Source organism: Bosea sp. BIWAKO-01, from assembly GCF_001748145.1.
Taxonomy (GTDB): domain Bacteria; phylum Pseudomonadota; class Alphaproteobacteria; order Rhizobiales; family Beijerinckiaceae; genus Allobosea.
The window spans coordinates 417990-432113 of the sequence record NZ_BCQA01000001.1; the positions used below are offsets into that span (position 1 = coordinate 417990).

The 14124-nt window shown below is 64.5% G+C and carries 1 protein-coding gene; it reads right to left on the minus strand.

Annotation, left to right across the window (positions count from 1 at the left end; all coding sequences use genetic code 11):
* Positions 1-59: 59 nt before the first annotated feature.
* Complete coding sequence (locus tag BIWAKO_RS36550) at positions 60-13745, minus strand: peroxidase family protein (protein ID WP_069877106.1); 13686 nt, start codon at positions 13743-13745, stop codon at positions 60-62.
* Positions 13746-14124 lie beyond the last annotated feature (379 nt).

Here is a 14124-nt window from a genome sequence, read left to right on the forward strand (position 1 = left end):
CGACAGGAAGGCGGTGACGGCCGGCGGGCACGAGCCCCGCCGGCCGGAAGGTCCGGCCGTTACAGCGTGAAGTTGCTGCCGGTCAGGGTGTGGTTGCCCTTCAAGTTGAGCTGGAAGTCGGCATCGCCGTCGCCGTCGACATTGCCCTTGACCACGGTGTAGTCGCCGTCGGCCCGGGTCTCGTGGGAGACCACCAGCTGGGCGGTGGCGGTGAAGGCCGGACCGCTGGTCAAGGTGAAGCTCTGGTCGCCGGCGAGCGTTGCATTGGCGTCGATGCCGGACAGGTCGAGCTTATCGCCAGGCTCGAAGTCGAGGATGGTGTCGCCATCCGCCGCTTCCTTGCTCAGGAAGCGGAAGGTGTCGTTGCCGGCCCCGCCCTCCATCACGTTCACCGCGGCACTGGCCGTGATCGTGTCGTTGCCCGAGCCGGTCGCGACGTTCTCGATGCTCCAGAGCGTGTCGCTGCCGCTGTCCGTGCTGACCGCGCTGCCGCGTCCGAGCGGGCCGTTGCCGAGATCGACCGTCAGGTTCGCCGTGATCGCCGAGAGATCGAGCGTGTCGATGCCCGAGCCGCCGTCGCTGTCATCGCCGAAATAGACGTCGTTGCCGTCACCGACTGCCGCCACGATCACGTCATTGCCCGCACCCGCCACCACGGTGTCGTCGCCGGCCCCGGCCGTGATCCGGTCGTCGCCCGTGCCACCGAAGATCCGGTCGTTGCCGGCCTCGCCATCGATCAGGTCGTTGCCGGCCCCGCCGAGCAGCACGTCGTCGCCGGCCCCGCCGAAGACCGCGTCACGGCCCTCCCCGGCATCGACGAAGTCGTTGCCGTCGCCCGCCGAGATCGTGTCGTCGCCGCCCGCGCCGATCAGGACATCGTCGCCACCCTGGCCGATCAGGTTGTCGGCTCCCGCCGCCCCGATCAGGACATCGCTCAGCTCCGTCCCGACATGCGTCCCAGGGTTGGTGCCCGGACCAGAAAGCGGCGTCACCGTGCCGGCGTTGTCATCTTCGGCGGCGTCGTCCTCCTCGTCGCCATCTTCGGCGGCGGCGTCATTATCGTCATCGTCGCCGACGACGTCATCATCATCCGCGTCGTCGCCATCACCGGCGCCGTCGTCATCGTTATCATCATCGTCGCCATCTCCGGCGCCGTCATCATCGTCACCGACGACGACGTCATCATCATCATCATCATCATCGGCATCGTCGCCAACGACTACGTCATCATCCGTGGCGTCGCCATCACCGACGACATCGTCGCCCGTGCCGGTACCGTTGTCGTCATTATCCCCGATGACGGTCTCGAAGATGTTCTCCGGCAGATTGGTCAGGCTGGTATTGCGGGCGATGATGTCCGCGAATTCCTGGCCGTCGATAAAGTTCTCGTAGAAGTCGAAATTCTCGACCCGGTCGAGATAGTAGAACCGGTCGGCCTCCTGCAGGCGGTCGAACTGCTCGTGCAGCACGACCCAGAAGGTCTGCCCGACCATGCCGCCATTGATATGCGTCTCGGCCAGGCCACCGACCCAGAGATCGACCCGATCGATCCCCTTCACGATGCCGGTGCCGTCGGCCTGGATGGCCACGTCGATATTCGAATTGATCGCCTGGAAGGCAGCGATCTCATTGGCATCCAGGACCAGGTCCGGATAGGCCTGCCTGAACTGGGCGATCACGGCATCGCTCAGATTGTTGCGCTGCTGGAAATCCTCCCACGAGGTATAGGGCGAGAGGTTTCCGGCATATCCGACGGCCTCGGAGACATAGGGATCCTGCGAAGCGGCAAGATCCGAACGCACCTGGTTCAAGGTGCCAAGCCCGACATCCCAGCCGCGCGCCACGTTGAAGGCGAACAGGTCGGCATTGATCCGCACCAGATCGTTGCGCACCGCGTCGACGATGTTGAAGTCGACCTCCTCCGCCGGCTGCCTGATGATGCCGCCCAGGATCGATTCCACGCCGAGCTGCTCATAGCCGGGCTGCGGGACATAGCCGGGAGGCAAGGGAGCGGTGAAGGCGCCGCTGTCATTCGTCGGGTTCAGGAAGGCGTCGAACAGCGCCACCTGCTTCGGCTGGCCATCGGCATCGAGCACGGTCATGGTCTGGCCGATCAGGGAGTGGCCAACCCGGTACACGGCCGCCGCGAACTCATGCGAGATGGCGGCTGTCGCATTCGGATTGTAGTCGCCGTGGCCGTGGCTGCCATCGCCCTTGATCCCGCCGATGAGATGGTCGGCGAACTCGTCGAAGACGACGCGCTGGTACTCGGCCTCGTTGATGATCTTGGCCGCCTGGAAGAGCTCTTCCTGGGTGCCCTGGAAGCCAGCCTCCACCAGATTCTCGACGTGGAAGTTGTGATTGCGCGCCCAGATCGTGTGCATCGCGGTCAGGGCGAAGTTCTCGTTCGCGCGGCCGTCACCGGCGATATAGTGGTCAAGCACGCTGATGAACGGATTGGCATCGAGCAGGAGCGCATGGCCGGTGCCCATGAAATTGGACGCCATGTTCGCGGCCATCGTGGTGTTGATCACGCCGCTGCCATCGACCAGCCCTGCGAAATGGGTCCGGAAGGCGACCGGGCCACCCGGCAGGCCGGTGAAGACGGTATTGTTCTCCCAATGCTCCAGGATCAGTTCGCGCAGCGTCGGCAGCAACCGGAAGTCCGGATCCGACGGGTCAGGCGCTCCGGCCAGCAGCATCGAGCCGAGACCGCCGTCGCCGTCGCCTTCGCGCAGGAACTGGCCGACGAGCCCGTTCGAACCATAGGCCTGGTTCTGGTCCGCGAAGGGCGAGGTGCGATTGATATGCTGGGGAATGCCATCGACGATCTCGTCGACCGTGCCCCGGGTGAGATCGGCCGGATTGCCTGATCCGGGCGCGCCGTTGCCGGGCGCGCCGATCTGGATCGTGCCGTTGCCACCCTTCGGCAGGAAGTCGAGGCCGTGGTCGAAATACTGGCCGAAGGCCATGAAGAAGATATTGGCGTCGTTGCCGTTCTTCGGCAGATCGGCTTCCTGCACACCCAGGATATTGCTGATGTTGCGCGGATCGAGCCCCTCGAAGATCGGATTGACCTTGTTGTTGCCGATCGCCGGATCGAACTCGCCGAAGCGGGCGTCGGTCAGCCGGATGAAGTGCTCGTCCGCCGCACCGAAATCGGGATGGGCGATATTGTTGCCGTGGCCGCTGAGATCGCGGACGCCGGGCACCGTATCGTCATCGCCCGGGACTTCCTGGCCGTTGACCAGGAGCTTCAGTCCCGCGACGTCGCCGGCGGTGAGTTCGAACGCCCCGGTGATCCCGTCGCCGCCTCCGCTACCACCGGTGCTGCCGGCATCCACGAAAGTGGGCAAGGCTCCGCCGGGCAGGGTCGCGAAGGTGATGGTATGGCTGCCATTCGTCAGGGTCGTCGTGCCGTTGCCATTGTTCGTGCTCGTGTAGTTGGCGAGCGTCGAACCGGGCGCCAGTTCGATGACATCCTGCGGCCGCAACGCGCCGATGATGGTGTCGTGACCGCCCATCGACTTGAAGACGATGCGATGCGCCGAGGTCAGCGCCGAGATATTGACGGTATCGTCACCCGTCGAACCATCGATCGTAATGGTGTTCGTCAGCAGCGTGGTCGGCGCGAAATTGCCAATAACCTGGAAGGTATCGCCACCGCCGCCGCTGGTGATGACAATCTCCTCAATGTTCGCGAGTTCCGCGATCACCAGACCATTGCGGATGATCGCGATCTGTGTTGCCGGGTCAAGCGTGAAGCCAGCCGCGGTCGCGTCGGCTGCCGCAAAGATCTGGAAGGATTCCGTAGTCGCATCACCGAGGACCTGGACAGTGTCGGTGTCGGCACCGCCATCGATGATGTCACGTCCTGCGGTGGAGGCGATCGTGATCAAGTCATTGCCGGCACCGGCACTGATGATGTCGGGCCCTGCCGTGCCGAGGAGGGTGTCGGCGCCCGCCGTTCCGGTGATGATCGTCGGAGCCGGCGCCACGCTGACGGCAGCGGTCGGTGCGGAGAACACCTCTTCAAGAACGCCATTCGCGTCCTGGTAGACGACCCGCAACCGCAGGGCCAAGCCGCTTTCCGCATCCGTGACCGTGAAGCTCGGGCCGTGTGCGCGCTCCACTTCGCCTGCGCCGAAGGTCAGGATGTCATCGAAGGTTCCGTTTCCGTTATCGACCTGCCAGAAATAGGAGACGGGGAATGCTGGCACGGTCCCACCGGGATTGTCGGCATCGGTCAGGCCGGCCAGATCCGCCGTCAGGACATCGCCGACCTGGATGCCGCCGCCGTTTGCATCAACGATGGCTGGTAAGCCCACCGGTTCACTATTCGCCCCGCCGAGCACGACGGACTGATCGGCGAACTCCAGCCGCTCGATGTTCCGGAGCGTGTCCGTGCCATCCGTCCCGACATTGTCCGTCACCGTCACCGAGCCGTCGGCGTTGGTCGTGATCGTGTAGTTCGCCAGTGGGCCGGAGAACTTGGCCGTGTCGATATCGGCAGTCGTCGAGGTCAGGATCTCGCGAACGATGACGAGTTGGCCGGGATTGTAGGTGCCGTTCAGCATGAACGGGACCATCGGCTCCATGCTGTCGAACGAGGCGATCTCGGGTCCCGTCCCATCGATATTGGCCCGCACGCTGATGCGCACGTTCAAGTAGCGGTCGCCGTCGATGATGTCGTTGCCGCCGCGGCCCTGGATGATGTCGCTGCCCGCGCCGCCGAGGATGATGTTGCCACCATCGAAGAAGGTCGCACCGGCAGGAAGCAGGTCCCGCAAGCCCGCGATCAGGTCGATATTGGTCAGCACGCTGCCTGTCGCACCTGCCGTCGGCAGGGTGGTGGCGTCGGAGTCATCGCCGTTCAGGACGTCGCCGAAATCCGAACCGGAGAGGCCTTCGACGAAGTCGAAGCGGCTGAGCGAGGTCGACCCACCCGGCACCGGCGGCTGATCGAAGAAGCGATCGGAGATGTCGATAGTGACGCCGGTGGTGTTGGGCTTGTAGATCGCCCAGTCGTAGCCGGAGCCGCCGATGTAGCGGTCGCCGAAGCCGGTCTTGCCGGCCATGATGTCGTCGCCGCCTTCGCCGTTGAACTTGTCGTTCTCGCCGTCGCCGATGAAGACGTCGTTGCCGATGACCGGGTCATTGCCGAGCGGATCGAAATTGTCGCCAGGGGCGCCGTCGGAGGTGCCCTTCTCGATCCAGTCGTCGCCCTCGTTGCCCATATCCTGTTCATTGGCCTTGCTGCCCAGGATGAAGTCGTTGCCCTGGCCGCCAATGGCCTCCGATGCGTCCTCGCCGGTGACGATGAAATCGCTGCCGAAGCCGCCGATGATCAGGTTGACGCCGTTGCCGCCATGCAGGACGTCGTTGCCGTCGCCACCCTGGATGTTGTCGTCACCACCGGTGTCCGTGATGATGTCGTCGCCGGTTCCGCCGCGCAGCTGGTCGTTGCCGGCGCCGCCGTCAAGACGGTCATTGCCGGCGTCGCCCCAGAGCGTGTCATCGCCGTCGCCCGACATGATGATGTCGTCGCCCGCCGTGCCGCCGAGGACGACATGCTCCTCTCCGGTATAATGGAGGAAGTTGGTGTCGGGCCCGACAGTCTCGGGATTGTCGCGGATGACGACAGGCCCACCTTGCTGCCCCAACGCAACAGAGACACCTTGTTCCCCGAAGCCGACGATATCGGCCAGGCCGTCGCCGTTCACGTCGGCGAGCTCACGCGGATAGGTATTCTGGTTCGACCAACCGCCCTCGATAGTTGAAAAGGCGTGCAGTTCGAAAGTGGGTGCTTGGAAGGTGCCATCCGCATTGCCTAGCGCAACCTGAACCCCAGCCGGCCCGAAGCCGACGATGTCGGCCAGGCCGTCACCGTTCACATCGACGACTTGACGTGGATAGAGGCTTTGGCTCGTCCAGCCGCCCGCACTGGGTGCAAACTGGGCGAGCGCGAAGCTCAGCGGCTGGAATGTCCCGTCGGCATTGGCGAGCGAGACCCACACGCCGTGCTCCCCGAAGCCGACGATATCGGCCCGGCCGTCTCCGTTCACATCCGCCAGCTGACGCGGATACCGGTCATCACTCACCCAGCCGCCGGCACTCGGTGCAAACTGCGTGAGCGCGAAGCTCAGCGGCTGGAAAGTCCCGTCGGCATTGGCGAGCGAGACCCACACGCCGTGCTCCCCGAAGCCGACGACGTCAGCCCGGCCGTCTCCGTTCACATCCGCCAGGTGACGCGGATACCGGTCTTGACTGACCCATCCGCCGGCACTCGGTGCAAACTGGGTGAGCTCGAAGCTCAGCGGTTGGAAAGTCCCGTCGGCATTGGCGCGCGAGACCCACACGCCGTGCTCCCCGAAGCCGACGATATCGGCCCGGCCGTCTCCATTCACATCAGCCAGGTGACGCGGATACCGGTCATCGCTCACCCAGCCGCCGGCACTCGGTGAAAACTGGGCGAGCGCGAAGTTCAGTGGCTGGAAAGTCCCGTCGGCATTGGCGAGCGAGACCCACACGCCGTGCTCCCCGAAGCCGACGATATCGGCCCGGCCGTCTCCATTCACATCCGCCAGGTGACGCGGATACCGATCCTCGCTCACCCAGCCGCCGGCACCCGGCGCAAATTGGGCGAGCGCCAAGGAGAGGTCTCCAAACGCAGCCACCGGTTCAAAGGGATCGGCTCGGCCGTCGGCACCCAGCCCGGTGTGCTGCGCAGCCTGGTTCACCTCGAGCGTGAAGCCAGGGGCCGTGAAGACGACACCCGGGAGGTGGGTGGCATCCGTGTTCGCCATGATCAGCTTGGCGAAGGAGTTGCTCTCGAGCTCCGCATTGAAGCTGAGACCGGCGGTGCGCTCGAGATAGTAGAAGCGGTCGCCATCCTGGAGCTTTTCGAGCTGATTCTCGAAGATGAAGTTGAAGGTCGAGCCCAGCATGCCGCCGAACGGCATTTTCTCTTCGGCCAGACCGCCAATCCACAGATCGATATCGTCGACGCCGGTGATGGTGGCTCCGTCGGCAGCGCTAGCCCAGGCTCCCGTGCCGTTCAAGAAGTCAAGGCGATCGGCCGGCTCGCCGACCCCGCCAAGCACCAGGAGGCTTGCAGCCGCACGTTTGTCAGCGAGCGTGGTCGCGGCCGTGATCAAGGGATGCAGGCCATAGGCGGCGATGAAGTTGATCACCGAATCCGCGTGCTTCAGGCTCTGAATCAGATCCACCCAACTGGTGTAGGGCTTGAGCTGGACTTCGCCAGTCTGCGTATAGATCTGCCGGCGAACCTCGTTCAGCGAGGGAATGCCAACATCACGGCCGCGGGCGAGGTTGATAGTGGGCAGATCGAGCGGCAGGCCGAGCAGGTTGTTGCGCAGCGCCTCGGTGACGAACTCGTCGATCTCGTTGCCGGCCTGGCGGGTCACGCCGCGCACGATCGCGCTGGTTGCTTCCTCTGGCGTCGGTCCGCTGGCGGCGAAGGCGAGCGGATTGAGGAAGGCCGCGATCAGGCCGATCTGCTGATCGGGATTGTTGGGATCGGACGAGACGACATTGAAATCCGCAGTGAAGCGGTCGACCGTCTCGGTCAGCATCGAGTGGCCGAAGCGATAGACGGTGTGCGCGAACTCCGCGACGATCGAGGGATCCAGGTCGACATCGTAGACCTGTGTCGGTGCGAAGAAGAGATCGACGTTCGGCTGGATGGTCCGGGCGAACTCCTCGAAGACCAGATGCTGGTACTGCATCTCCGTGCCGAATTTCGCAGTCTGGAACAGGCGCTCGCCATTCCACTGCAGGTTCGCGATCGCAGCGGCGTCCGTCGGGAAGGCCGCCGGCGCCGTACCCGGCATCAGCCATTCCGTCAGGAAGGCGAGGTCGCCCGAGGTCAGGACCGTGTTCTTGGTCTGCTCGACCAGCCGGTTATGCTCGGAGTGGAAGATCGCGTGCACTGTGGTGAGGCCGATATTCTCGTTCACGCGGCCGTCGCCGGCGATGTAGTGCGCGTCGAGAAGCTCGTTGTCATAGGCGAGGTTGTTGCCTCCCGGCCCCACAGGCACGGCGTTTCCGGTGAGCACATCGGCGTCAGGCGCAAGGACACCGGCGTTGAAGACCGGCACGGCGTTGTGGGCGATGTCGTTCAGGAAGGCGTGGCCGGTGCGCACCGCGTTCGCGAGGCTGATCGGCGCCGCCGGATTGCCTTCGACAAGCGTGGTGACGTCGTCGGCGTTGCCGGCAATGCCGTCCGGACCATTGTTGACCCGGATGACGACTTGCGGGAAGCCGTTCGGACCTTTCATGAAATTGCCATAGGCGTCGGTCGCCAGCAGCGGGCCGCTATCGATATCGGCATCGGTGAGGTTGATGCCGAGAATATCGCGCGCCTGGGCCTTGACCACCTTCCAGGTCGCCATGCCACCGATCTCGGTGTCGTCAGCGGTTCCGAATTTCCCGTCGGCGCCCAGATCCCGGTTGGTGATCAGCCCGCCGGTCGCAACCGGATCGCCAGCGGCGTTGAGCTCATAGGCCCGCAGGAAGACCTGGTGCGAGGGATGCGAGGAATAGGTCTGGTTTTGATCCACAAACGGCGTGGTCGTGTTCGTATGCTCGTGAATGTCATCGGCCGTCCCGAGGACGCCGTCGGGGCCGGGCTGGTTGGTCGCCCGCGTCAGCACCATGAAGTTCGTCGGGCTGCCCGGAACAAAGAGCGGATCATCCGGCTGAAGCGGGATGAAGACCGTGCCGGAGCCGCCCTTGGTCACGAGATCGAGGCCATGGTCGAAGAACTGGCCGAAGAAGGTCATCCAGGCGTTGAACGGCGCCGACAGGCCCGCATCCGGCGCGATGTTCGGGATTTCGAAGACCTGCTTGTCGTCGGCCGTGCCGAACTGGCCGTCGAGGCCGGGGCTGGTGACGATGGTCAGGCCGAGGCGGTCGACGGTTCCGTCAAAGGCGAGCTGGGCGGTTGCAACGGCGACGGGGTCTCCGCCGGCCTTGGCTGTATTGAGCGCCTGCAACACATTGAGGAGCGCAGTCGTATCCGCCGCGATATTTTCAGAGCCGGCGTTGCGAAGGGCCGCCGCAATCGCTGCGGGATTGTTCATGGTCTGGTCGACGATCAGGTTGCTGATCGTGCGCGGCTGCGAGTCGATCACCAGCCCGCTCGTCTGCTGGTAGGAGGTGCCTCCCTCTGCGCTGTTGAACACCGGATTCGTGACGCGTGGGAAGACGTTGTCGGCCGCGCCGAAGGTCTCGCTCTGCTGCTGCGTGCCCAGATTGTTGCCGGAACCATCGACGGTGCGCAGGCCCAACGGCACCCGCACGTTCGGTAGCAGCGAGGTCAGCGGCGTGCCGGCCGCGTTCGCCTCGGCGATCTTGATCTGGTCGAGAATGAAGTTGAGGTCCGAGCGCACCAGCATGATGCCCTCGCCGCCCGCGGTCGCGTCGACGACCGGGGTCGGCGCGACTGGCGGTGGAACAGGTGCCCCCGCCGCGACCGGCTGGGTCGGAGCCGAGAACACCGTCTCGGTGACGCCATGGCCGTCGGTGAAGATCGCCTTGACCCGAAGCGAAGCGCCGACAAGATCAGGCGTGACTCTGAAGGTGGTGCCATCGGCGCTCTGGAAAGCGAGATCGCCCAGCGGCAGCAGGATGATGTCCTCAAAGATGCCGGAAGCGGGCGCCGTCTCGACCTGCCAGAGATAGGAGATCGAGCCGGGCAGGATGCCATTGGGGGCTGCGGCGCTTGTATCGCCGTCCGTCACGGTGCCGATCGAGACACGCAGCATCTGGCCTGAGGTCGGAGTGTTGTCGGCCGCGCTCGACGTGGCATCCTGGATGGCAAGCTGGCCGGTCGGGTTCAGATTGAGTCCGGCGCCGTTTGGAAGCGTCACGGACACATCGGAAAATTGCAACCGCTCGACATTGACGAGAGTGTCGGTGCCATCCGTACCGACATTGTCGGTGACGGTGGTGATGCCATTGGTCGTCGTGACCGTGTAGTCGGTGCTGGCGCCGGAGAATATCGCCGTGTCGAAGGCGTTGTCGTCATCTCTCAGTTCGCGCACCGCCACGAGCTGACCGGGGTTCCAGACGCCGTTCAGCATGTTCTGCAGCAGGGTCGGTGCAACCATGCTGTCGAAGGTGGCGATCTCGGCGCCGGTTCCGTCGATATTCGCACGCACGCTGATGCGCACGTTCAGCCAGCGGTCGCCGTCGATCAGGTCGTCGCCGCCGCGACCTTCGAGCAGGTCACTGCCGGCACCGCCGAGCATGATGTTGCCGGTGGCAAAGCCGGTGGCGGAGAGGCCGGCCTGGAGCAGGAGCCCTTGCAACCCGTCGATCAGGGCGACATTGGTCAGTGCGCCCCCGGTAGCGCCGCCATGGTTCAGGATCGTGACCGCGTCGACATTGTCGCCGCGCAGGATGTCGGCAAAGCGCGAGCCCGACAGGCCCTCGACCTCGGCGAACCGGTCGAGGATAGACGCCGGGGATGCGCCGACAGGCTGGACAACGCCGGTGTTCGCGGCAGGCGTCTCGCCATGGGGCTGGGCCAGCGCAGCCAGCGTCAGGTCGACGGTCACGCCCTGCCTGTCGTTCTTGTAGGTGACCCAGTCGAAGCCGGACATGCCGTCCATCTTGTCCTGGGCATCGCTGCCGACGAAGATATCGTCGCCGCCTTCGCCGATGAACTCGTCGAAGCCGCCGCCGCCGATGAAGATGTCATTGCCGATGACGTTATCGGCCAGCAGGGGCGCAAAGTTGTCGCCAGGGGCGCCGTCCTGCGTGCCCTTCTCGATCCAGTCGTCGCCCTCGTTGCCGGTCGGCGGCAGACTGGTCTTGGCGCTGTAGATGAAGTCGTCTCCCTGGCCACCGAAGGTGGTCGAGATGTCCTCCATCGTGACGATGTAGTCCTTGCCGGCACCGCCCAGGATCAGGTTCCCGACACCGCCGACCATCATGTTGCCGGCATGGATGACGTCGTTGCCGGCGCCGCCCTCGAGCCGGTCGTCGCCACCGAGATCCCGGATGATGTCGTCGCCGTCGCCACCCATGATGGTGTCGTTGCCGTAGCCGCCCTCGAGTCGGTCGTTCCCGCCGTCGCCATAGAGCGTGTCGTCGCCATCGCCGGAGATGATGACGTCATTGCCGGCGGTGCCGCCAAGAACGACATGGTCCTCGCCGGTGTACTGGAGGTAGTTCGTGTCGGTGCCGGGCGTCGCCGGATTGTCGCGAATGACAAGAGGAACGACTTCGACGCCGTTGATCTCGATGCCGCCGGTCGGGTCGGCCCGGCCATCGAGGCCGAGCCCGGTATGCTGCGCCGCCCGGTTCACTTCGAGCGTGAAGGTCGGCGTGGTGAAGATCGCGTTCGGCAGATGCGTCGCGTCGCTGTTCAGCATCACGAGCTTGGCGAAGGAGTTGTTCTCGAGCTCGGTGCCGAAATTCATGCCGGCAGTGCGCGACAGATAGTAGAAGCGGTCGCCGTTCTGCAGCGATTCAAGCTGGGTCTCGAAGACGAAGTTGAAGGTCGAGCCGAGCATCCCGCCAAACGGCATCTTCTCTTCCGCAAGGCCGCCGAGCCAGAAATCGACGTCGTTGAGGCCGCCGAGCGAGCCGCCGGTAAAGGCGCCGGTCGCGTTCAGGAAGTCGAGACGATCCGCAGGCGCACCAACGCCACCCAGCACCAGCAAGCTCGCAGCCGCACGCTTGTCGGCCATCGTCGTCGCATCCGTGATCGACGCATGCGTGCCATAGGCCGCGATGAAGTTGATCAGCGACTCGGTATGTTTCAGATGGCCGGCAAAGTCGGTCCAGCTGATATAGGGCTTGAGCTGGCTGTCGCCGGTCATCTGGTAGAATTCGACCCGCGCCTGGTTGAGCGAGGGAATGCCGGTATCACGGCCGCGCGCGATGTTCAGCGCCGGCAGGTCGAGCGGCAGGCCGAGCAGGTTGTTGCGCACCGCCTCGGTGACGAATTCGTCGATCTCGTTGCCGACCTGGCGCGTGAGGCCACGCACGATCGCACCGGTCGCCTGTTCGGGCGTCACGCCGCTTGCGGCATAGGCGAGCGGATTGAGGAAGGCCGCGATCAGGCCGAGTTGCGGGTCGCCGCCGACAGTGTTGAAGTTCGGGTCGAAGCGATCGACCGTCTCGACCAGCATCGAATGACCGAAGCGATAGACCGTGTGCGCGAACTCCGCGAGGATCGCCGGGTTGATCGTGGTGTCGTAGCCATTGGGCGCCAGGAACTCGTCGACCTGCGGCTGGACCGTGCGGGCGAACTCCTCGAACACCAGATGCTGATACTGCATCTCCGTGCCGAACTTGGCGGACTGGAACAGGCGTTCGCCGTTCCAGTCGAGCGCGTCGATCTGGACCTGCGTCAGCGGGAAGGTCGTGCCCACGGCCAGCGGCGTGTCGAGCCACTGGTTGAGGAAGGCGACATCCCCGGTCGCCAACGCCACGTCCTTGGTCTGCTGGACAAGGCGGTTATGTTCCGAATGGAACACGGCGTGCACGGCGGTGAGGCCGATATTCTCGTTCACGCGGCCGTCGCCGGCGATGTAATGCGCGTCGAGGAGCTCGTTGTCATATTGGCCGGCCGCAATCGGTCCGGTGTTGACGATGCTATCGGCATCCGCGGTCTTGCCCGTCGGATCGGCAGCATGCGCGATATCGTTCAGGAAGGCATGACCGGTGCGGGCGGCGCCCGCGAGGCTGATCGGCGCCGCCCGGTTGCCCTCGGTGAAGCTGCCATCGGTCATCATGACCATCGGCATGCCGTTCGGGCCCACGATGAAATTGCCATAGGCATCGACAGCCAGGACCGGCACATTGCCGACATCGGCATCGGTGAGGTTGATGCCGAGGATGTCGCGCGCCTGCGCCTTGACCACGGCCCAGGTCGCCATCCCGCCGATTTCAACATCATCAGCCGTGCCGAACAGGCCATCTGCGCCGAGATTGCGGTTGGTGATCAGTTCACCGGTCGCGACCGGATCGCCGTTGGCATTCAGTTCATAGGCGCGCAGGAAGACCTGATGCGAGGGATTCGAGGCGTAGGTCTGGCTCTGGTCGACGAAGGGCGAGGTCGTGTTGGTCGCAGCCTGGCCGCCCGCAGCCCGGTTCAGCACCATGAAGTTCAGAGCGCCGGGCGCCGTGCTGAAGAGCGGGTCATCGGGTTGCAGCGGAATGAAGACGACTTCGGTCTGGCTCGTGGACTTGGTGACCAGGTCGAGGCCGTGGTCGAAGAACTGGCCGAAGAAGGTCATCCAGGCGTTGAATGGCGCCGAGAGGCCCACATCGGGGGTAATATTCGGGATGAAATTGACCGGAGTGTCGTCCGCGGTGCCGAAGACCCCATCCAGCCCGGGACTGGTGACGGTGCCTGACCCTGGGTTCTGTGCAGCAGCCGCGACGGCTGCGGGATTGTTGGCGGTCTGGTCGACGACCAGGTTGCTGATCGTGCGCGGCTGGGAGTCCTGCACTAAGCCTGGATCGGCGTAGCTGGTGCCGGCCTCGGCCGGCCGGAACGACGGATCGGTCAGGCGTGGAAACGCCAGATCCGCGGCCCCGAATTCCGGGTGGGCCAGGTTGTTGAACGAGCCATCGACGGTCCGCAGACCAAACGGCACCTGGGCGCTGGGCAGGATGTCTGTGAGGTTCTCGCCCTGAGCGTTCCGCTCCGCAATCCTGATCTGCTCGAGAATGAACTCAAGGTCGGAGCGAAGATACTGCACCATGACGCCCTCCTTGGGATCGCCAGGACCCCGTATTGGCTTCGTCGGGCAATGCTCCGCCGCTCGCGCCAAAGAGGGCACGACGCCGGTTGCATCGTTGGCCAGAACTTGATCGGTCAGCGCTTCAGCCCGTCATGGGCCCATCGCACAGCAGCATGATGCCTGTCGGCAAAACTAGTCGTTAGAGGACTATGTCGGACGTTATTTCCCGACCAGCGTCTGGGGACGGCGACGGAATTTGGTCGGCACGCGCGTCCAGACCTAACTCCCTACGCTAGCGACCAAGGTCTCTATTGAGTGCGGCCTCGGCCATGCCCGCCCTGCCGGAGCAGTTTTCCTGGAGCAGTTCGCGGGCGCAGCTCCCTGCCATCGCCTCCGTCTT

Bases quoted from the DNA above. Each gene is read 5' to 3' on its own strand.
- BIWAKO_RS36550 (WP_069877106.1), bottom strand. From the start codon at position 13,745: ATGGTGCAGTATCTTCGCTCCGACCTTGAGTTCATTCTCGAGCAGATC.